This is a genomic window from Bradyrhizobium sp. Ken64 (genome assembly GCF_055807555.1).
Genome location: NZ_JBVVPA010000005.1, coordinates 108,744 through 130,149 on the forward strand (window position 1 = coordinate 108,744; position 21,406 = coordinate 130,149).

19 protein-coding genes are annotated in these 21,406 nt (G+C 64.3%); 14 read left to right on the forward strand and 5 right to left on the reverse strand.

Translation table 11 applies throughout. The annotated features are described in order from the left end of the window. Positions 1-112: 112 nt before the first annotated feature. Complete coding sequence (locus tag AC0L2F_RS10840) at positions 113-1,597, forward strand: aldehyde dehydrogenase family protein (RefSeq protein ID WP_473248521.1); 1,485 nt, start codon at positions 113-115, stop codon at positions 1,595-1,597. A 187-nt stretch (positions 1,598-1,784) separates the two neighbouring features. Next, on the forward strand, positions 1,785-2,048 hold the full coding sequence (locus tag AC0L2F_RS10845; protein ID WP_007608805.1) for a hypothetical protein: 264 nt from the start codon (positions 1,785-1,787) through the stop codon (positions 2,046-2,048). 126 nt (positions 2,049-2,174) lie between these two features. Here the strand turns inward: AC0L2F_RS10845 and AC0L2F_RS10850 are convergent, their stop codons facing one another. Together AC0L2F_RS10850 and AC0L2F_RS10855 are read right to left on the reverse strand one after the other, a co-directional pair. Beyond that, positions 2,175-3,932, reverse strand: a complete 1,758-nt coding sequence (locus AC0L2F_RS10850) for an adenylate/guanylate cyclase domain-containing protein (RefSeq protein ID WP_473248362.1) — start codon at positions 3,930-3,932, stop codon at positions 2,175-2,177. 104 nt (positions 3,933-4,036) lie between these two features. Further along, positions 4,037-4,933 (reverse strand): alpha/beta hydrolase family protein, encoded by an 897-nt coding sequence (locus tag AC0L2F_RS10855; protein ID WP_473248363.1) that lies wholly within the window; start codon positions 4,931-4,933, stop codon positions 4,037-4,039. 181 nt (positions 4,934-5,114) lie between these two features. Here AC0L2F_RS10855 and AC0L2F_RS10860 point away from each other — a divergent pair, with 181 nt between their 5' ends. From AC0L2F_RS10860 to AC0L2F_RS10870, 3 genes are all read left to right on the forward strand, one after another. Continuing rightward, a complete protein-coding gene (locus AC0L2F_RS10860; protein ID WP_063992871.1) occupies positions 5,115-6,503 on the forward strand; it encodes a class II 3-deoxy-7-phosphoheptulonate synthase in 1,389 nt (462 codons plus the stop codon). A 4-nt stretch (positions 6,504-6,507) separates the two neighbouring features. Continuing rightward, on the forward strand, positions 6,508-6,861 hold the full coding sequence (locus AC0L2F_RS10865) for a diacylglycerol kinase (protein ID WP_473248365.1): 354 nt from the start codon (positions 6,508-6,510) through the stop codon (positions 6,859-6,861). A 91-nt stretch (positions 6,862-6,952) separates the two neighbouring features. Continuing rightward, entirely contained in the window at positions 6,953-8,710 is a 1,758-nt protein-coding gene (locus AC0L2F_RS10870; protein ID WP_473248366.1) for an NAD+ synthase, read from the forward strand. A gap of 209 nt (positions 8,711-8,919) precedes the next feature. On the opposite strand, the gene AC0L2F_RS10875 is transcribed toward AC0L2F_RS10870, so the two are convergent. Both AC0L2F_RS10875 and AC0L2F_RS10880 read right to left on the reverse strand, forming a co-directional pair. Continuing rightward, positions 8,920-10,104: a DUF2865 domain-containing protein gene (locus AC0L2F_RS10875; RefSeq protein WP_473248367.1), complete on the reverse strand. Its 1,185-nt coding sequence runs from the start codon at positions 10,102-10,104 to the stop codon at positions 8,920-8,922. A gap of 130 nt (positions 10,105-10,234) precedes the next feature. Further along, positions 10,235-10,540: a hypothetical protein gene (locus AC0L2F_RS10880; protein ID WP_007592521.1), complete on the reverse strand. Its 306-nt coding sequence runs from the start codon at positions 10,538-10,540 to the stop codon at positions 10,235-10,237. Positions 10,541-10,832: 292 nt separating this feature from the next. Here AC0L2F_RS10880 and cysS point away from each other — a divergent pair, with 292 nt between their 5' ends. The 4 genes from cysS to AC0L2F_RS10900 all read left to right on the forward strand — a co-directional run bounded on the left by cysS (position 10,833) and on the right by AC0L2F_RS10900 (position 14,864). After that, on the forward strand, positions 10,833-12,215 hold the full coding sequence (gene cysS, locus AC0L2F_RS10885; protein WP_473248368.1) for a cysteine--tRNA ligase: 1,383 nt from the start codon (positions 10,833-10,835) through the stop codon (positions 12,213-12,215). 115 nt (positions 12,216-12,330) lie between these two features. Continuing rightward, entirely contained in the window at positions 12,331-12,840 is a 510-nt protein-coding gene (locus AC0L2F_RS10890) for a GNAT family N-acetyltransferase (RefSeq protein ID WP_473248369.1), read from the forward strand. Continuing rightward, positions 12,837-14,435: a citramalate synthase gene (gene cimA, locus AC0L2F_RS10895; protein WP_473248370.1), complete on the forward strand. Its 1,599-nt coding sequence runs from the start codon at positions 12,837-12,839 to the stop codon at positions 14,433-14,435. The genes AC0L2F_RS10890 and cimA overlap by 4 nt, the downstream gene beginning before the upstream one ends. Before the next feature lie 51 nt (positions 14,436-14,486). Continuing rightward, complete coding sequence (locus tag AC0L2F_RS10900) at positions 14,487-14,864, forward strand: VOC family protein (protein WP_007608827.1); 378 nt, start codon at positions 14,487-14,489, stop codon at positions 14,862-14,864. Here the strand turns inward: AC0L2F_RS10900 and AC0L2F_RS10905 are convergent. Beyond that, entirely contained in the window at positions 14,861-15,466 is a 606-nt protein-coding gene (locus tag AC0L2F_RS10905) for an LOG family protein (protein WP_007608828.1), read from the reverse strand. The genes AC0L2F_RS10900 and AC0L2F_RS10905 overlap by 4 nt on opposite strands. 202 nt (positions 15,467-15,668) lie before the next feature. On the opposite strand from AC0L2F_RS10905, the gene AC0L2F_RS10910 reads away from it, so the two are divergent. From AC0L2F_RS10910 to AC0L2F_RS10930, 5 genes are all read left to right on the forward strand, one after another. Further along, positions 15,669-17,624: an ABCB family ABC transporter ATP-binding protein/permease gene (locus AC0L2F_RS10910; RefSeq protein WP_007608830.1), complete on the forward strand. Its 1,956-nt coding sequence runs from the start codon at positions 15,669-15,671 to the stop codon at positions 17,622-17,624. Between the two features lie 77 nt (positions 17,625-17,701). Beyond that, the gene (locus AC0L2F_RS10915; RefSeq protein ID WP_473248522.1) at positions 17,702-18,406 is read left to right on the forward strand and encodes a phosphatidylserine decarboxylase; all 705 of its coding nucleotides are present in this window, start codon (positions 17,702-17,704) and stop codon (positions 18,404-18,406) included. Between the two features lie 86 nt (positions 18,407-18,492). Beyond that, the gene (locus AC0L2F_RS10920) at positions 18,493-19,374 is read left to right on the forward strand and encodes a CDP-alcohol phosphatidyltransferase family protein (RefSeq protein ID WP_007608833.1); all 882 of its coding nucleotides are present in this window, start codon (positions 18,493-18,495) and stop codon (positions 19,372-19,374) included. A 167-nt stretch (positions 19,375-19,541) separates the two neighbouring features. Continuing rightward, the gene (locus tag AC0L2F_RS10925; protein ID WP_473248371.1) at positions 19,542-20,261 is read left to right on the forward strand and encodes an RraA family protein; all 720 of its coding nucleotides are present in this window, start codon (positions 19,542-19,544) and stop codon (positions 20,259-20,261) included. Between the two features lie 359 nt (positions 20,262-20,620). Continuing rightward, the gene (locus AC0L2F_RS10930; RefSeq protein ID WP_007592499.1) at positions 20,621-21,394 is read left to right on the forward strand and encodes a motility protein A; all 774 of its coding nucleotides are present in this window, start codon (positions 20,621-20,623) and stop codon (positions 21,392-21,394) included. The last annotated feature ends 12 nt before the right edge of the window (positions 21,395-21,406 follow it).

The window sequence follows — 21,406 nt, forward strand, 5'->3', positions numbered from 1 at the left end:
CGTCTGCCTTATGAACTGTACTTCATATGCTGCCCGTCCATTGGCAATTCATATCATATTTACTCCGAGGTAGGGGTGCCTAGTCTGGTATACCAGAACTGGAGGAAATATGATGTCTGTTGCATATGACTTTGCACACTCGCCGGCCACCGAGTTCATGTCCCGGCCACAGCATCTGCTGATTGACGGCCGCCGCGTCCCCGCGAGCTCCGGGCGCACCTTCAAGTCGCTCAATCCTGCCACCGGGCAGGTCATCGCCGTCGTCGCCGAAGGCAACGAGGCCGATGTCGAGCATGCGGTGGCCGCCGCGCGCCGTGCTTTCGAAGGCCCCTGGCGCACGATGCGGGCGTCCGAGCGCGGCCAGATCCTGCTGCGCTGGGCAGATCTGCTCAAGGCTCACGCCGAGGAGATCATCGAACTCGAGTCGATCGATGCGGGCAAGCCGATCGCGGCGACATCGCGGCAGGATTTTCCGGCGGCCGTCGACACGTTGATCTACTACGCCGGTTGGGCCGACAAGATCAGTGGCGACGTCGTGCCCGTGCGCGATGATGCCCTGACCTACACCGTCCGGGAGCCGGTCGGCGTGGTCGCCGCGATCGTGCCTTGGAATTTCCCGCTGATGATCGGGATGTGGAAGCTCGCGCCGGCGCTGGCCTGCGGCTGCACCATCGTGATGAAGCCGGCCGAGCTGACCTCGTTGTCGGCGCTGCGCATCGCCGAGCTCGCGCTCGAAGCTGGCCTGCCGGCGGGCGTCTTCAACGTCGTCACGGGCCCGGGCCGCGTCGTCGGCGACGCGCTGGTCAATCACCCTGACGTCGACAAGGTCACCTTCACCGGCTCTCCGGGTGTCGGGCGGGGAATCATGAAGGGCGCCGCAAGCAACTTCAAGCGCGTCTCGCTCGAGCTGGGCGGCAAATCTGCCAACGTCATTTTCGACGATGCCGATCTCGAAGCCGCATCGAAAGCTGCGGCTTCCGGCATCTTCTTCAATGCCGGCCAGGTCTGCTCGGCCGGTTCTCGCGTGCTGGTGCAGGAGAAGGCCTATGACGAGGTCGTCGAACGACTGGCGGCACGCGCAAAGTCGCTCAGGATCGGCGACCCGCTCGACCGTAAGACGACGCTCGGCCCCGTCATATCCGAGAAGCAGATGAAGTCGGTCCTCGATTATGTCGACATTGGCCGGAAGGAGGGCGCGACCCTCGTCACCGGTGGCGAGAAGGTGGGCGATCGCGGCTACTTCATCAGCCCCGCGGTGTTCGCGAATGTCGCGCACGAGATGCGGATCTCGCAGGAGGAGATCTTTGGCCCCGTCGTCAGCGTCATCAAGTTCAAGGATGAAGCCGATGCTTTGCGGATTGCCAACAGCACGGCTTACAGCCTCGCCGCCGGCGTCTGGAGCCGCGACATCGGCAAGCTGCAGCGCTTCGCCAAGCGGGCGCGCGCGGGCACGGTCTGGATGAACACCTATGGCTATACCGACGTGCGGCTGCCTTGGGGCGGCGAGCGCGACTCCGGGCTCGGCCGCGAGCACGGCACCGCCGCGCTCGACAATTTCACCGAGCCCAAGGCTGTCTGGATGAATCTGGCCGTTTGATACCTCCCGAGCGGCCAAGCCTGGAGCCCGCCTGACCACCCGTGCAGGCGGGCTCTTTTTTCGAGATTGATAAAATTGTCTGCATTCCGCTCAGCGGCGGCAAACCCTGCGGACAAGAACCATGCGGCCTTAAACCCCGGCTTTGGAACCGGCGTGCATCCTGCCTGCAACAGGGTGGGGCATCAGCATGTCAGTTCTCAGGGAGGTCGTCGTCGCGGTCGCGGGAGTCTGCGCACTTCTGTTCGCGTGCGACACAATGTTCGGGATCGGCGAGGCACGCTTCGACGATGCCTATTACAGCGCCAGCTTCTACGCGCCGAGGCCGAAGGAGTTTCGTTTCGCCGGCGATACGCCGCCGGCCGTCCGCGTCAGCGAGGCGTTTGCGCAATTCGCGCCGGGCGAAGCCAAGCCGAACAAGCGTTACTCGTCGCTGACGACGATCCTCCGCTAGGGCGCACACTCATCGTTCCGACTGCAATCGCGGTTCGCGCCCAGGCCGCGATGGCCCGCGTGCGCCGGACTCCGCGGCACATCACCGACGCGAGGGGCCGTGAATAGCAATCGGTCAACTGCTTCCTCAATCTTCCCAACCCGCTTTCCGAAGGCCGTCCAGCATCAGGGCGTGATCTTCCGGCCGAAACCACGGTGGCCGCTGACGGACCTGAAACTCGAACGATGCCGATGAAATTGCGATTGCTTTCTGCAGCGCATCCTCGGCTTCAGCAGTTCGACCGAGTTGGCCGAGAGCTGCGGCAAGCCAGCGGTAGGGGGAGGGGAAGTCGGGAAATGTTCGGATCGCGCGCTCCGCCGCCTCGACCGTGGCCGTGTAGTCTCGGCAAAAATAGTGAGCCAATGCGACCTGGTTCAAGCGATTGACCAGCGATGGGTCACGAGGGTCCAGCCGAATGCACGTCTCGAGCGCGGCGAGCCCCTCTTTCGGACAGCCGGAATACGCGAGAATGACGCCCAGCGCTCCGTGAGCCGGTGCCAGATTCGGGCAGAGTGCCAGCGCACGCTCGGCCTGCGCACGTGCTCCGCCGTGATCGCCCCGAGCGTTGAGCGCCAGCGCCAGGCGTGAATGGGCGTCCGCGTTGCCACGATCGAGAGCGACCGCGCGTCGCGCCAATTCTTCTTCTTCGAGTTGCGTTCCTTTCGACCGACTGAGCACGGTGGAGAGCCCGATATATCCGGGCGCGAACATGGGATCGAGATCAATGGCCCGCTGAAAGAATTCTTCGGCAACTGAATCATCCTCGGTGCTCGCCTTGCCCAGATGCCACATTCCACGCTGGTAGGCACCCCAGGCATCAAGACTTGCGGGCGGCTTGCGCATGGCCCGCTGTTGCTCGGCGCCGGCAATGACCGGAGCGATGGCGATGGTCGTGGACTGCGCGATGTCATCCTGTACGGAGAAGATGTCGGCTATGTCGCGGTCGTAGCGTTCTGCCCAGACATGGTTGCCTGTCTCTGCTTCGACAAGCTGTGCGGTGACACGGACGCGGTTGCCGGATTTTCGCAGGCCGCCCTCAAGCACATAGCGAACGCCCAGTTCGCGCCCGACCTGTTTCACGTCTACCGCGCGTCCCTTGAAGGAAAACGACGAATTGCGAGCGATGACGAACAGCGAGGAATATCGCGACAACGCCGTGATGACGTCCTCCGCTATTCCGTCGGCGAAGAACTCTTGGTCCGGATCGGAACTCATGTTCTGGAACGGCAGCACCGCGATGGATGGCTTGTCCGGAAGCGCCAGCGGTCGCGCAAGTTCAGGCGCTTGTCGTGGCTTTGATGCTGCAGATGAATTCCCATCGACAAGGAGGCGCCATGTATGCATCGGCTCGGCGATATTCTTGAGCGCTTGCAGACCCATATCGTCGTAGGCGACGTCTATCTTGCCGCGAATCTGCCGACGAGCATCGTCGGAGATACAGATGCCGCCGGGGTCGGCTATGCTTTCAAGGCGCGCGGCGATGTTGACGCCATCGCCGAAGATGTCGTTGTCATCAAGGATTATGTCGCCGATGTGGATGCCGATCCGGAATTCGATCCTGATTGCCGGGGAGACGTCGGCGTTCTGCGCCGCCATTCCGCGCTGGACTTCGACCGCACTGCGCGCCGCGTCCACCGCACTCGCAAACTCGACCAGCATGCCGTCGCCGGTGGTCTTGACGATGCGCCCGCGATGCGCAGCGATAGTGGGATCGACAACGATCTTTCGAGCTGCCTTCAGGCGCGCCAGCGTGCCTTCCTCGTCAGCACCCATCAGACGGCTGTAGCCGGCGACATCGGCAGCCAATACCGCTACAAGTCGTCGTTCCACGCGCTCGCCGGTCAAATTGGCCTCAACAAAATGGCCTCAAAAATATGATTTTTGGACCAGCGCATCAAAGCACGCAGAGCTGCTTCCGGCCAGCACCGACATTGGTCCGGGCTCTATTCTCACTCTCCCTGGATCCATTCCGCGAGGCCGCGCCACAATGTGTCGCGGTGCTCGGGGCGGAAGAAGCCGAAATGGCCGATCGCCTTGGCGCCGACGTCGGACGGCTTCACGTTGAGCACCTCCGGCTTGATCGCGGTAAATCCGCTCGCAAGCAGCTCGACCGCGGGCCGCGTCGCCCAGGGATCGTCGGAGAAGCAGAGTGTGCGCAACTCGCCCTTGAACTTCGCGAAGTTCTCCAGGGCCGCCAGCTTTGAATCGAAGAGATAACGGGGGCTCGAGACCCACTCGGCCCATTGCAGGAAGACGCCCTTGGGCAAATCCTCACCGATGCCGGCCCAGCCCGGCGCGTAACCGAGCGCGTGGACGAGCGGCACGCCCACAAAATTCATGAAGGCGAAGACACGGTATTTTTCCGGCGATGTCATCAGCCGCCAGGTCGCCGCCTGCGAGGCCACGAACGCGGCGCGGGAAATGTCCGTGTTGTTGGCGATCAGCCCGAGGGCCTGGCCGCCAAAGGAGTGCCCGACATAGGCCAGGGGCAGGGTGTTGTAGCGCTCGCGCATCCAGTGCACTGCGGCTGTGACGTCGAGCGCGGCCCAGTCCGACATCGAGGCCTTGAAGCCGACCAGCGATTTCGGCCGGTTGTAGCCGACCATCGCCGGCAGCCGGGAGTCGCCGATGCCGCGGTAGTCGTAGGTCAGGACCGCGCAGCCGCGATGGGCGAGATATGAGGCAAATCCGCGATAGATTTTTCGCGGGACGGCAGTCGCCGAATTGACCAACACGGCATGACGTTTGGTGCCGCGCGGCAGGAATAGCGTGCCGGTCAGCGCATACCCGTCGGTCGCCGGGAAGCTGATCTCGTCGATGAAAACGTCGTCCAGTGCCACGCCCATGGGCCGAAGGTATCTTGCCAGTTTCCAATCCGTTTCCCAGCAAATGCGAATTTGGCTTTCCCCGCAAGGCTTTGCGGTGCCAAACGGATTTACAACTGGCGGCCGGTGGCCAGCCTGTGTATAAGGCGACCCTCGCAACCCACAGATCAGGTTGTGCTTTTTGCTTCACGGAGAGATTGCGATGTCCGAGCGGTGGACGCCCGAATCCTGGCGCAGCAAGCCGGTGCTACAGGTGCCCGACTATCCCGACGCCAAGGCCTTGGCCGACGTCGAGGCGCAGCTTGCGACCTTTCCGCCGCTGGTGTTCGCGGGCGAGGCGCGCAATCTGAAGAAGGCGCTGGCGCGGGTCGCGGCCGGAGAGGCCTTCCTGCTGCAGGGCGGCGACTGCGCAGAGAGCTTTGCCGAGCACGGCGCCAACAACATTCGCGACTTCTTCCGCGTGCTGCTCCAGATGGCGGTGGTACTGACCTATGCCGGTGCCGTCCCGGTGGTGAAGGTCGGGCGCGTCGCCGGCCAGTTCGCAAAACCCCGGTCCTCGCCGATGGAGAAGATCGACGGTGTCGAGCTGCCGAGCTATCGCGGCGACATCGTCAACGACATCGCCTTCACCAAGCAAGCGCGCGTCCCTGATCCGCAGCGCCAGCTGATGGCCTATCGCCAGTCGGCGGCGACGCTGAACCTGCTGCGTGCGTTCGCCACCGGCGGCTACGCCAATCTCGGCAGCGTGCATCAGTGGATGCTCGGCTTCCTCAAGGACTCGCCGCAGTCCCGCCGCTACAAGGAATTGGCCGACCGCATCTCCGACGCGCTCAATTTCATGCGCGCCTGCGGCCTCGATCTCGAGGCCCACCCGGAGCTGCGCGCCACCGATTTCTACACCAGCCACGAAGCCCTGCTGCTCGGCTACGAGCAGGCCATGACCCGGGTCGATTCCACCACCGGCGACTGGTACGCGACCTCGGGTCACATGATCTGGATCGGCGACCGCACCCGCCAGCTCGACCACGGCCATATCGAATATTTCCGCGGCATCAAGAATCCGATCGGGCTCAAATGCGGCCCATCGCTCAAGCCCGACGAGCTGCTGAAGCTGATCGACGTGCTCAATCCCGACAACGAGCCGGGCCGGCTGACCCTGATCGGCCGCTTCGGCTCCGACAAGATCGGCGAGCACCTGCCGAACATGGTCCGCGCCGTGAAGCGCGAGGGAAAAGTGGTGGTCTGGTCGTGCGATCCCATGCACGGCAACACCATCACCTCGACGTCGGGTTACAAGACGCGGCCGTTCGACCGCATCCTGTCCGAGGTGAAGTCGTTCTTCGCGATCCACGCCGCGGAAGGCACCCATGCCGGCGGCGTGCATCTGGAGATGACGGGCCAGGACGTCACCGAGTGCCTCGGCGGCGCCCGCGCGATCACCGATGAGGATCTCAACGACCGCTATCACACGGTCTGCGATCCCCGGCTCAATGCCGAGCAATCCATCGACATGGCTTTCCTGGTCGCAGAACTGCTCAAGCAGGAACGCGCCGGCAAAGTCAGGCCGATGCCCGCCGCAGCGGGGCTCTGAGACCTTGCTACGAATCTGGAAGGCCACGATCAATTCCCGTAACGGTCTGGCCTTTGCGTTCCGCTCGGAGCAGGCCGTCCGCGAGGAGATCGTTGCGCTCCTCGTGTCGCTGCCGCTTGCGTGGTTCGTCGGCGCGACCGCGATGCGCGCGGTCGAGCTGATCTGCGCGGTCGCGTTCGTGCTGGTGGTCGAGCTGCTCAATACTGCGATCGAGAAGCTTGCCGACCGGCTGACCATGGATCACGACAAGCAGATCGGACGGGTCAAGGACATGGGCTCGGCCGCGGTCGGTGTTGCGCTGCTGATGGCCGGCGCGTTCTGGATCATCGCCATCATCGAGCGATTGGGATTCCTCTAGAGCGCACGTCGCGCTTTAGACTGTTTTTTGAGCATGATCTTTTCGGAAAACCGCTTCACACTTTTCCGGATCATGCTTTGATCGGAGCGCCATGACCGAACGTCTCAACGCATTCGCGGTCACGCTCGCCCAGCTCAATCCGACCATGGGCGACATCGAGGGCAATGCCGCGAAAGCGCGCGCGGCGCGCGTGCAGGCAGCCGCCGATGGCGCCGATCTCGTGCTGTTTCCGGAATTGTTCATCGCAGGCTATCCGCCGGAAGATCTGGTGCAGAAGCCTTCGTTTCAGGCCGCCTGCCGCGCTGCGATCGAAGCGCTGGCGCGCGAGACCGCAGATGGCGGGCCGGCCATGCTGATCGGCACGCCCTGGGTCGAGGAGGGCAGGCTCTACAACGCCTGTGCGCTGCTCGATGGCGGCCGTATCGCTGGCTTGCGCTTCAAATGCAATCTGCCGAATTACGGCGTGTTCGACGAGAAGCGGCTGTTTTCGCGCGGTCCCGCGGCCGGCCCCGTCACCGTGCGCGGCGTGCGCATCGGTGTGCCGATCTGCGAGGACATCTGGCTGGAGGAGTCCGAGGACTACGAGAATGTGGTCGAGACGCTGGCCGAGACCGGCGCGGAGATCATCCTTGTGCCGAACGGATCTCCGTACGCCCGCAACAAGGCCGACGTGCGGTTGTCGGTCGCGGTCGCGCGCGTCACCGAGAGCGGCCTGCCGCTGGTCTATCTCAACCAGGTTTGCGGCCAGGACGAACTGGTGTTCGAGGGAGCTTCCTTCGCGCTCAACGGCGACCTTTCGCTCGCGGCGCAATTGCCGGCGTTCGCGGAAAGCATCACCACACTGCGCTTCACGAGAAGCGGCGACGATTGGCGCTGTACCGGTCCGATCGCCGCGCAGCCCGAGGGCGACCACGCCGACTACGCGGCCTGCGTGCTGGGCTTGCGCGACTACGTCGCCAAGAATGGCTTTCCCGGCGCTCTGCTCGGGATTTCCGGCGGCATCGATTCCGCGCTGTGCGCTGCCATCGCGGTCGATGCGCTGGGTGCCGATCAGGTGCACGGCGTGATGCTGCCTTATCGCTACACTGCGGCACACTCGATCGCGGACGCCGGCGAGCTCGCCGGCCATCTCGGCATCCGCTACGAGGTTCTGCCGATCGCGGAAGCGGTGACCGGGTTCGAGACCATCCTGTCCGGCGTCTTCAAGAATCTGCCGCCCGATATCACCGAGGAGAATCTCCAGGCCCGCACCCGCGGCACGCTGCTGATGGCGATCTCCAACAAGACCGGCCTGATGGTGGTGACCACAGGCAACAAGTCGGAGATGTCGGTCGGCTACGCCACGCTCTACGGCGACATGAATGGCGGCTTCAATCCGATCAAGGACATCTACAAGACGCAGGTGTTTCGGCTGGCAAGCTTGCGCAATTCGTGGAAGCCCGAGGGGGCGCTGGGGCCGGCCGGCGAGGTGATCCCGCCCGACATCATCACGCGTCCGCCGACAGCGGAGCTGCGCGAGAACCAGACCGACCAGGATTCGTTGCCCGCTTACGACGTGCTCGATGCCATCCTGGAGCGTCTGATCGAGCGCGAAGAGCCGCTCGAGACAATCATTACCGCTGGCTTCGACCGCGAGACGGTCACCCGCATCGATCATCTCCTCAACGTCGCCGAATACAAGCGCCGCCAGGCCGCGCCCGGCGTCAAGGTCACGGCCAGGAATTTCGGCCGCGACCGCCGCTATCCCATCACCAACCGCTTTCGCGACAAAGGCGAGCAGCTCGCCGCCCCGGACGAGACGCTGGTGTCGCGTGGGAGCAAAGCCTCGATCGACGCGTTCGAGGGGTGAGCTGGCGCTTGCGCTGCCGTTTCCACAAGCGAGATCGGCGTTATTGTGCCCTCGCCCCTTGCGGGAGAGGGCAGCTTCGCTGTCGAAGCGAACTCATTCGGGTGAGGGGTCTGTCTCGGCGTACTCGTGTGCACGTGTGAGCGCGGATCGAACCCCTCATCCGGCGCTTTGCGCCACCTTCTCCCGCAGGGGGAGAAGGGAAGAGCGACCTACTTCTGCTGTTGCGGCAGGAAGCTCGGGCCGACCGAACGGATCGGCTTGTTCTCGGACGAGGTCGCAGGGGCGTCCGCCGGCGGCGTTGCTGCCGGGGCGCCAGCCGTCGTCGTCGCCGGGGCCGCGCCCTTCTTGGCATTCGCAGGCGTGCCCTTGTTGAGCTGCCGCTGCTGCATCTTCTTGGCGCTCTCCTCGGTGACGATGATGTCACCCTGCTGCTCGGCCGAGGCCTTGTCGTCGGCGGATTTGAGCGCGTCGGCCCAGGTCTGGCCCGCCGCCTTGCAGGAGCAGGATGGATTGAACTCGCTGCGGAATTTGAACGCGGTCGGCAGCGCCGTGTAGGGCTGGCCGCTGGTGGAGACCGCGGAGTTCATGTCCTCGCCGGGATTGCGATGGGTGTAGAGCACGGCTTCGGCGGCCGGGCACAGCGCCTTGCAGGTCTTCTCGTCGTCGGGGAAGCGCGCCGGCACGGTCGCAAACGAGACCGGGAAATAAGCGCCGTCGCAGGTGCGCACGCACACGGTGCGATAGGTGCCTGATTGCGGGCCGAGATCGGAGGGCGGCACGCCTTGCGGATTGTTGGGGTTGTTGCCGCCGAACAGATTGCTCAGGAAGTTGCCGCCGCCTTGCGACTGTGCGGCGTTGGCATATTGCGGGCCGCAATTGTTCTGCGCCAGCGCTGCCAGCACCGAGCGGCGCTGGTTGTCACGCTCGGGGCTGAAGCCGCCGGGACCGCCGCCGCGCAGGCGTTCGAGATTGCCGGTGATCTGGTCCAGATTGGCGCGCATCTGCTGGATCTGGGTGTTGACCGGACCGCATTGCGCCGACTGGCCGCTGAACAGCGAGAAGAAGCCGGAGGAATCGCAACCCATGCGCTTGGCCTGCATGGTGACGCGGTCGAGCTCGGCCTGCTGCTTGCTTTGGGACTCTTGATACCGGCGGATCTGGTCTTCGCGCGCGGGATCACCGCCGCCGCCACGATCGAGACCGGCGAGCTGGCCTTCCAGGCGCGCGCACATCGGGTTGGGTCCGAGCCCGTTCTGGCCAGGCTGAGGTGGCGGTCCCGGCGGGCCGGCCTGTGCGAACGCGTTAGTGGCGAGCGCGACCGTGCTCAAGAGCACGGCGCAGGCAAGGATCGAGCGAGCACGGGAGAGAAACAAAAATTCAGGCATATCCGCCATTCTAGCGAGGTCACGGCCACGCGTGATGTGGGGGGCCGAAGCGCGCCCTCCCATAGCCGCTTCCTGCGGCATCGTCACGTCGTTTCAGAGGCCAGCGATTGGGCCTAAGGTACGCCAGTTCCGAGCGAATTCAGCGCTGGCAGGTGATTGCGACATATTCATCGCAATGGCCATGGGAGCAGTTTGCGCCGGATTTGGGGACAGAGCCGGTAATTTCGTCGGGATCGACCCGGCGATAGGCCGAAGCCTGGGCAAAATCGCGTGACTGGCAGTAGGTGCGGGCGACCTGCGCGCCGCATTTGTCGCTTTTGGCCAGGCACTGATCGACGCCGTAGCCATCCGCCTGGTTGGGGATGATGAAGACGCGGGTCTCGGCGAGAGCGCTGGAAACGACAAGGATGGAGGCGCAGGAAATGAGCGCGAGCAATGATCGCATGAAAACACCGGGGGCAAAAAACAGGAACTGCCAGTTCCAGAATGGGCTCAAATGGTTAAGGATCTGAACCATCTAGCCGTAGCGGCTGCGCATTGCGGAGATAAAACGGCATTTTCGCGGCTCTCTTGACGCGGGGCCGCCTCATAGCCCATATGTTCCGTTATGAACGGTCTCCTCCTCATTTGCGCCATTTGCCGCGAGATTACGAGCTAGCGATTCGCTGGCTGGAGCCGTCTTTTCTCAAAACCATTGAGAGCACTGGACGCCCGGCCAACAGCCGACGGGTATCCTTATGGAATTGCGCCTCTACGATACGCTGAGCCGGGAAAAGCGCACCTTCGTGCCGCTCGATGCCAAGGACGTCCGCATGTATGTCTGCGGACCGACGGTCTATGACTTCGCCCATATCGGCAATGCCCGGCCGGTGATCGTGTTCGACGTGCTATTCCGGCTGCTGCGCCATCTCTACGGTGAGGCGCACGTCAAGTATGTCCGCAACATCACCGACGTCGACGACAAGATCAACGACCGCGCCGCGCGTGATTTCCCCGGCCTGCCGCTAAACGAGGCGATCCGGAAAGTCACGGAGCAGACCGGCAAGCAGTTTCACGCCGACGTCGACGCACTCGGCGCGCTGCGGCCGAACGTCGAGCCGCGCGCCACTGAGCATATCGGCGAGATGCGCGAGATCATCGAGCGGTTGGTCGCCGGCGGCTTCGCCTACGTTGCGGAGGATCACGTGCTGTTCTCGCCGCAGGCGATGAACGCGGCCGATGCCGGGCTGCCGCGCTATGGCGCGCTGTCCAATCGCTCGCTGGACGAGATGGTCGCCGGCGCCCGCGTCGATGTCGCGCCCTACAAGAAGGGCAACACCGACTTCGTGCTGTGGAAGCCGTCCAAGCCCGGCGAGCCGTCATGGCCGTCACCGGCCGGCGTCGCCGCGCAGGGTCGCCCGGGCTGGCACGTCGAGTGCTCGGCCATGGCCTGGAAGCATCTCGGCGAGCACTTCGACATCCATGGCGGCGGCATCGATCTCGTGTTTCCGCATCACGAGAACGAGGTTGCACAAACATGCTGCGCCTTCCATCGGGAGCGCATGGCGAACTACTGGATGCATAACGGCTTCCTGCAGGTCGAGAGTGAGAAGATGTCGAAATCGCTCGGCAACTTCGTCACGATTCACGAGCTGCTCGCGGACTGGCCGGGCGAAGTGCTGCGCCTGAATATGCTCAAGACGCATTACCGCTCGCCGATCGACTGGACGATGAAGTCGCTGGAGGAGAGCGCCAGGACGCTCGACGACTGGTATCGGGTTGCGGCTGAGGTCGTACCCGGCAAGCCCGCCCCGTCAGTGATCGAGCCGCTGCTCGACGACCTCAACACGCCGCTGGCCATCGCGGCGCTGCATGGCTTGCGCGGCAGCGACGTTGGTGCTCTCGCGGGTTCGTTGCGTCTGCTCGGCTTTCTCTCCGAGAGTGCCGCGCAGTGGGAAGGACGCAAGCAGCAGGCGAGCGGCGTCGATGCCAAGGAAGTGGAGCGCCTGATCTCGGAGCGGACGGCGGCGCGTGCGCGCAAGGACTTTGCCGAGTCCGACCGTATCCGCGATCTGCTTGCCGCGATGGGCATTGCGATCAAGGACTCCAAGGAAGGGACCACGTGGGAGGTCGCACGATGAAGCGGCCCGACACGCCTTTTCCGCGGCACTGGTTCTATTACATCGCGCTGAAAATCCTGCTGCTCGGCGCCGCCGTGGCGCTGGCGCTGAAACTCTATGGGATGTGGTGAAGACGATGGCACAAGCGCTCCCAAAGCCCGGCTTGCGGCCCTTCCTGCCGGAGGACGTGCCGGTTCTCGCCGCGATCTTCACGGCCAGCATCGAAGAGCTGACCGGCGAGGACTATAGCGAAGCGCAGCAGCAGGCCTGGATGGCCGCGGCCGAGGACGAAGAATTCGGGAAGGGGCTCGCCTCCGACCTGACGCTGATCGCAACGCTGGAGGGATCACCGGTGGGCTTTGCGTCGCTGCGCGGCAAGGATCACATCCGCATGCTCTATGTGCATCCGGCCGTGGCCGGGCAGGGCCTCGCGACGATGCTCGTCGATGCGCTGGAAAAGCTTGCGGGCGGCCGCGGCGCCGACAAGCTGACGGTCGACGCCAGCGACAACGCGCAGGGCTTTTTCGCCAAGCGCGGCTATGTCGCCATGCAGCGCAACAGCATCACCGTCAACGACGAGTGGCTGGCCAACACCACAATGCAGAAGACGCTGGGCAGCGGACCCGCGACGGGAGCGCTGCAATGAGCAAGGAGCGTCTCTATCTGTTCGACACCACGCTGCGTGACGGTGCGCAGACCAATGGCGTCGATTTCACGCTGACCGACAAGCAAATCATCGCTCAGATGCTCGATGAACTCGGCATCGACTATGTCGAGGGCGGCTATCCCGGCGCCAATCCGACCGACACCGAGTTCTTTGGCACCAAGCCGAAGTTTTCGCATGCGCGCTTCACTGCGTTCGGCATGACACGTCGGGCGGGGCGCTCGGTCTCCAACGATCCCGGCGTGGCCGGGCTCCTGGAAGCCAAGGCCGACGCCATCTGCTTCGTGGCGAAGTCGTCGGCCTATCAGGTGCGCGTTGCCTTGGAGACGACGAAGGAGGAGAACCTCGCCTCGATCCGCGACAGCGTCGCGGCGGCCAAGGCCGCCGGCCGCGAGGTGATGCTCGACTGCGAGCATTTCTTCGACGGTTACAACGAGGATTCCGGTTTTGCGCTCGCCTGCGCGAAAGCCGCCTATGAAGCCGGCGCGCGCTGGGTGGTGCTGTGCGACACCAACGGCGGCACCATGCCGAATGAGATCGAGGCCATCGTTACCGAAGTGGCGAAGCGCATCCCCGGCGATCATCTCGGCATCCACGCCCATAACGACACCGAGCAGGCGGTGGCGAATTCGCTCGCCGCGGTGCGCGCGGGGGCGCGGCAGATCCAGGGCACGCTGAACGGCCTCGGCGAGCGCTGCGGCAACGCCAATCTCTGCTCGCTGATCCCGACCTTGAAGCTGAAGGCCGAGTTTGCCGACGCTTTCGAGATCGGCGTCACGGCGGAGAAGCTCGCAACTATGGTCAAGGTGTCGCGCACGCTCGACGACATGCTCAATCGCGTGCCGAACCGGCATGCAGCCTATGTCGGCGAGAGCGCCTTCGTCACCAAGACCGGCATCCATGCCTCCGCCGTGCTGAAGGATCCGCAGACCTACGAGCATGTCTTGCCGGAGCTGGTCGGCAATCACCGCAAGGTGCTGGTGTCCGATCAGGCCGGCCGCTCCAATGTCATTGCCGAGCTCGACCGCGCCGGCATCGCTTATGAGAAGAGCGATCCGAAGCTGTCGCGGCTGGTCGAGGAATTGAAGGAGCGCGAGGCGCAAGGCTATGCCTATGAATCCGCCAACGCCTCGTTCGAGCTGCTGGCGCGGCGCACGCTCGGCAAGGTGCCGCATTATTTCGAGGTCGAACAGTTCGACGTCAATGTCGAGCAGCGCTACAATTCGCATGGCGAGCGCGTCACCGTGGCGCTGGCGGTGGTCAAGGTCGACGTTGCCGGCGAGCATCTGATCTCGGCGGCCGAAGGCAACGGTCCCGTCAACGCGCTCGACGTCGCGCTGCGCAAGGATCTCGGCAAGTACCAGAAATATATCGAAGGCCTGACGCTGATCGACTATCGCGTCCGTATCCTCAACGGCGGCACCGGCGCGGTCACGCGCGTCCTGATCGAGAGCGAAGACGAGAACGGCGACAGCTGGACCACGGTCGGCGTCTCTCCCAACATCATCGACGCCTCGTTCCAGGCCCTGATGGATTCGGTGATCTACAAGCTGGTGAAGTCGGGTGCGCCGGCGTAGGGGACATGGCGCCAGGAACGCAATGACGAGGAGAGAGGGGAAGCGCGACCCATGATCGACCACATCTCCGTCGGCGTCAGCGATCTCGAACGCTCAGCAAAATTCTACGAAACAACGCTCGGGGCGCTCGGGCTCACGCGCGTCGTCACGCGACCGCGGACGATCGGCTTTGGCAAGGCCTATCCCGAATTCTGGATCAATCTGCGCGAGGGCATGCCGCACGTCACGCCGGAGAGCGGCGTGCATATCTGCCTCCGGGCCAGGACGACCGCCGAGGTCGATGCATTTCACGCTGCAGCGCTGTCCGCCGCCGGCGCGTCCGACGGCGCGCCGGGTATCCGCCCGCACGATCGTGTGCGTTATTACGCAGCCTTCGTCGTCGACCCCGATGGCAACCGGATCGAGGCGGTGACGTTTCCTGCGGACTAAAGCTTGCGCGCGACTTCCGGGGCAAGCTGCTTTTCTGCGTCAGCGAGCTGTGCCACGGCGGCCTTCAGCTTCGGCAAGATCTCCTCGATGCGATCGGCCTTGAGGATGTCGACCGAGAGGCCGGCGCGGATGAACTCGGTCTGGCGCATGTGCGACAGCAGCGAGAACAGCGGCTCCCAGAAATTGTCGATATTGGCGAGCAGCACCGGCTTGGCGTGACGGCCGAGCTGTTTCCAGGTCAGCTGCTCCACCAGTTCCTCCAGCGTGCCGACGCCACCCGGCAGCGCCACGAAGGCGTCGGAGCGCTCGAACATCAGCCGCTTGCGCTCGTGCATGTCTGGAGTGACGATCATCTCCTGCACGCGGGTCAGCGCGTTCTCGCGCTTCCGGAGGAATTCGGGAATGATGCCGGTGACGGTGCCGCCGTGATCGAGCACGGAGGTCGCGACCGAACCCATCAGGCCGAGCGAGCCGCCGCCATAGACGAGGCGGATGTTGTTCTCGGCGAGCGCCTTGCCGAACGCCTTGGCGCCTTCGGTGAAACGGGGATTGGTTCCTGGGCCGGAGCCGCAATAGACACAGACGGTTTTGATCGTGCTCATTGGTGCCATGATGCATTGCAGCGAAGAGGCGTCAAGCCCAATCGGTGATTCGGGACTTCCGGAAATCTACCGGTAAACGGCGGCGAACAATCGAAGATTCGCCATCTGGCGGGGTGCATGGGCATCGGTAAGGCTCTATATGACAAACGAAAATCCTTAATGGCAACACAGCCCGCATCCGACGGGCTTTTCAGGCTTCTTGATGGACCAAGTTCAATCGCCCGCCGGCCCCAACGTTCCTGATCCCGCCGGGGGGCCGCTGGAGCGGGCCACGCTGATGGGCACGCTGGCGCATCTGTGGCCCTATATCTGGCCGGGCGACCGTTTCGACCTGAAGATGCGCGTGGTCTGGTCGATGGTGCTGCTGCTCGCCGCCAAGCTGATCACGCTGACGGTTCCTTTCAGCTTCAAATGGGCGACCGACGCGCTGACCGGCGCCAACACCGCGCCGGTCCAGGCCGACAATTGGCACCTCTGGGTGATCGCCTCGCCGCTGCTGCTGACCGCCAGCTACGGCGTGATGCGCATCGTGATGGCAGTGCTGACGCAATGGCGCGACGGCATTTTCGCGCGCGTTGCCATGCATGCGGTGCGCAAGCTCGCCACCATCACCTTCATCCACATGCACGAGCTGTCGCTGCGTTTCCACCTGGAGCGCAAGACCGGCGGCCTGACGCGCGTGCTCGAGCGCGGCCGCGAGGGCATCGAGGTCATCGTGCGCATGGTGATCCTGCAGCTGATCCCGACCATCGTCGAGGTCTCGCTGCTGATGGCGGTGCTGCTGTGGCAGTTCGATTGGCGCTACGTGCTCGCGACCCTCGTCACTGTCGCGGTCTACATGTACTACACCTACATCGCGACCGAGTGGCGGATCGGCATCCGCCGCAAGATGAACGATGCCGACACCGAGGCGAACACCAAGGCGATCGACTCGCTGCTCAACTACGAGACCGTCAAATATTTCAGCGCCGAGACCCGCGAGTCGCAGCGCTACGACCGATCGGTCGCGCGTTACGAGGAGTCGAGCGTCCAGGCTTACACTTCGCTTGCCGTGCTCAACACCGGGCAGGCCGTGATTTTCACGCTGGGGCTGACCGCGACCATGCTGATGTGCGCGATCGGCGTGCGCAACGGCACCAATACGGTCGGCGATTTCGTGCTGGTCAACGCCATGATGATCCAGCTCTACCAGCCCTTGAACTTCATGGGCATGGTCTATCGCGAGATCAAGCAGGCGATCATCGACATCGAGAAGATGTTCAACGTGCTGGGGCGCGAGGCCGAGATCAAGGACGCGCCGGGCGCGAAGCCGCTGGTGGTCTCCGCGGGCAATGTGCGTTTCGAGGACGTGCGCTTTGCCTATGAGCCGTCCCGCCCGATCCTCAAGGGCATCAGCTTCGAGGTGCCGGCCGGCAAGACGGTCGCGATCGTCGGCCCGTCAGGTGCGGGCAAGTCGACCATCTCACGCCTTTTGTTTCGCCTCTATGACATCTCCGGCGGCAAGATCCTGATCGACGGCCAGGACATTCGCGAAGTCACGCAGGCGAGCTTGCGCGCGTCCATCGGCATGGTGCCTCAGGACACCGTGCTGTTCAACGACACCATCCGCTACAACATCCGCTATGGTCGCTGGGACGCCAGCGATGCCGAGGTCGAGCAGGCGGCACAGCTGGCGCAGATCGATCGTTTCATCCGCATGGCGCCGAAAGGCTACGAGACCCAGGTCGGCGAGCGTGGCCTGAAACTGTCCGGTGGCGAAAAACAACGAGTCGCGATCGCGCGCACCGTGTTGAAGGCGCCGCCGATCCTGGTGCTGGACGAGGCGACTTCCGCGCTGGACACCCACACCGAGCACGAGATCCAGGGCGCGCTCGAGCGCGTGGCGAAGAACCGCACTTCGCTGGTGATCGCCCATCGGCTCTCGACCATCGTCGGCGCCGACGAGATCATCGTGCTGGACCAGGGCCGCATCGCCGAGCGCGGCACCCACGCAAAACTGCTCGCGGAGGGGGGACTTTACGCCAGCATGTGGAACAGGCAGCGCGAGGCCGAGGCGGCGCGCGAGAAACTGGCCAGGATGGCCGATTCCGGCGAGGCGCCCAATCGGGAGCCACCGCCGGTTGCGGATGTCCTCACGGCGCCTGCGGCGGCGGAGTGACCTTGTCTCCGGTCCCAACTCTGGCCTAAACAACACCACCGCGCGGGACGACCTGCGCCATCAACCCTGAGCGGCAGATAGCGATGTCCATTCTCGATTCGATCCAGCGTCAGATCCCGCCGATCCACAAGGAGGGTTATCCCTTCATCGGCGGCTTTGCGCTGGCAAGCCTGGTCCTGTTCTGGCTTTGGTCGCCGTTGGGTTGGATCGGCACCATCCTGACCGTGTGGTGCGCGCTGTTCTTCCGCGACCCCGTGCGCGTGACCCCGGTGCGCGAGGGGCTCGTGGTGTCGCCGGCCGACGGCCGCGTCTCGATGATCACCATGGCGCTGCCGCCGGCCGAACTCGGGCTCGGCGACCGGCCGCTGCCGCGCATCTCGGTGTTCATGAGTGTGTTCAACTGCCATGTGAACCGCAGCCCGATCGCGGGCAGGGTGGACCGTATCGCCTACCGCCCCGGCCTGTTCATCAATGCCGAGCTGGACAAGGCGAGCGAGGACAATGAGCGCAACTCGCTGGTGATCACGACGCCGACGGCGCGGATCGGCGTGATCCAGATCGCCGGGCTCGTCGCCAAGCGCATCGTCTGCTTCGTCAAGGAGGGGCAGGCGATCGGCGCCGGCGAGCGCTTCGGCCTGATCCGCTTCGGCTCGCGGCTCGACGTTTATCTGCCGCTGGGCACCAAGGCGCTGGTCTCGGAAGGGCAGACCGCGATCGCCGGTGAGACGATTCTGGCCGATCTCGCCGGAGACGACCCGAGTCGCGCTTACTGCTCCAATTAACCAATAAGTCGGCCCGAGGGGCCTTCCGCCGCAATGGCGGAGGGGAACGCGGCTTGCTATATCTCGCCCCAAGGTGAGGACGAGCCATGACGCCCTACGACTCTAGAGATCCAGACGTGCGCCGCCGGCGGTTCCGCCCCATCCCGGTGCGGATGCTGGTGCCCAACGTCATCACTCTGCTGGCGATTTGCGCCGGCCTGACCTCGATCCGGCTCTCGATCGAGGGGCGGATGTCGCTCGCGGTCTACGCCATCGTGTTCGCGGCGGCACTCGACGGCATCGACGGCCGTATCGCGCGCATGATCAAGGGGCAGTCGAAGTTCGGCGCCGAGCTCGACAGCCTCGCCGACTTCGTCAATTTCGGCGTGGCGCCCGGCCTGATGCTGTATTTCTGGCAGCTGCACGAGCTCGGCAATGCCGGATGGATTGCCGCCATGGTATTCGCGATCTCCGGTGGCCTTCGCCTGGCGCGCTTCAATGCCACCATGGACGATCCCAACAAGCCGGCCTTCGCCGCCAATTTCTTCACCGGCGTGCCGGCGCCGGCCGGCGCGATCACGGTGCTGCTGCCGATCTATGTCGCGTTTCTCGAGCTCGGCCGGCTGCCTGCGGCGGTGACGGCTGCGTATACGCTGCTGATCGCCTTCCTGATGGTGTCGCGCCTGCCGGTGTTCTCCGGCAAGACCAAGCGCATGCGCGTGCCGCCCGAACTGGTGCTGCCTGCGTTCGTTGCGGTGATCGTCTTCATCGCGATCCTGATCGCCTATCCCTGGCACGTGCTGTCGATCGGCACGGTGCTGTATCTGCTCGCTTTGCCGCTCGGCTACAAATCCTATCGCGACCAGGCGCGCGCGTTGGAAACCACCGCGCCGGCGGGAGGCGAGGTCTCGTCGCCGCCGTCGGCACCGACGCTGACAAACCTGTCGGAGCCGCCGCGGGACGATGACCGGCCCGACCGGCTGCACTGAACGGCAAGGCACCAAGCAGCGAGGCACTGAGCCCAAGCCACTTAAGCAGCAAGACTTGGATATCTGCCATGAGGCGCCCTGAGTTGGGTTGAGGCCCGATCTCGGCTATATCGCCCGGTGCAGGCGGCACCGCGCCAACAGCGGCCGCCAATCTGGGAGAGAACGCCGTGACGAATAACGCGACCGGGCCGCTGCCCGCTTCCGTCCTCGAAGCGCTGGGCCGCTACGACACCCCGACGATCTGCAATGCCATGGAGATCGTGGCGCCCGAGCGCCGGCTGATCGGCTACACCACCAAGCCGCTGGTCTGCCCATTTCCCGATCTGCCCCCGATCGTCGGCTACGCCCGCACGGTCGCGATCCGCTCGGTGCTGAAAAATTCGCTGCCGCCGGAAGAGCAGTCCAAGCGTCGCATCGAATATTACGAATATGTCGGGACCGGCCACGGTCCGCGCATCTCGGTGATCCAGGACATCGACGGTCCCGACGTCGGCTACGGAGCGTTCTGGGGCGAGGTGCAGAGCAACGTGCACAAGGCGCTCGGCTGCCTCGGCGTCATCACCGACGGTTCGATCCGCGACATCCCGCAATGGGCACCGGGTTTCCAGGCGCTGGCCGGCTCGATCGGCCCGTCGCATGCATGGGTGCATGCCGAGAGCTTTGGCGGTGAGGTGCGTGTTGCCGGCATGACCGTGAAGTCGGACGATTTGATCCACGCCGACCAGCACGGCGCCATCGTGATTCCGCAGGATATCGCCGCAAAGCTGCCCGACGCCGCCGAGCTCTGCGGCCGCCGCGAGACGCCGATCCTCGAGATCGCCCGCAGCCCCGACTTCTCGCTGGAGAAGTTGAAGGCCGCACTGAAGCGCTCGGCGGAGATTCACTAACGGCGGGACTGGAACGATCTACGGCTGCGACGCCGCTCACGGGTTGCCCTGTCCCATCAGGAACAGGGCAGTTCGGTCCGGCTCGCCAAACATCGCGGCAGCGCAGCCGACGGTTTCGCGCGCGCACGGCCTTGAGTGATGGGGTGCGCGCGATGCCGTATGGTTAGCAAAAGATTGAAATGCCTGTCGGCACTCGGCAAAAGCCGGCGCCTTTCAGCGCGCTGCGGCCGCCAGGCGCGCCGGCTCAACTTAACCTTTACGCGTCTTTAATCGCGGCTCACTAGGGTTCCGATGCGGTTCGGGGTTGGGCCGCGCCATCGGCCAGGACGGCCGTTGTTGCGTTCGCGTTGGAGTCTCCCATGGATATCATGACGAGCATCGGGCTCGTGGCGGGCATTGTCGTCATCGCGACGATGATGCTGCTGGGCGGCGATCTCCACATGTTCATTTCCGAGCATGCGATGATCATCATCTTCGGCGGCTCGACCGCTGCGACCATGATCCGCTTTCCGCTCTCGACGCTGATCCACGGCCTGCCGCTCGGCGCCAAGTTTGCCTTCACGATGAGCCGTCTGTCGGCGCATGATCTGGTCGACGAGCTCGCCCGTATCGCCGAGATCGCCCGCAAGCAGGGCCCGGTGGGTTTGGAGAAGGTCGAGACCGACGAGCCGTTCCTCGCCAAAGGCATCCGCTACGTCGCCGACGGCTACGACCTCGATTTCATTCGCGACAATCTCGAGCGCGACCGCGACAATTTCCTGATGCATCTGGACGAAGGCAGCAAGATCTACCGCGCCATCGGCGACTGCGCGCCCGCCTTCGGCATGGTCGGCACGCTGATCGGCATGGTGCAGATGTTCGCAAACATGACCGACCCGTCAAAGCTCGGCCCGTTCATGGCGACCGCGCTGCTCGCCACTCTCTACGGCGCGCTGGTCGCCAACCTGTTCTGTATCCCGATCGCCGACAAGCTGCATGGCAAGCTCCTGGACGAAGAGACCAACCGCACGCTGATCATCGACGGCATCCTGATGATCCGCGATTCCAAGAGCCCGACGCTGGTCCGGGAAATGCTGCTGGCCTATCTGCCCGAGAAGCACCGCCACGCCGAAGGCGAGCCGGTGCCGGCCTGAGGCCGCGCGTCG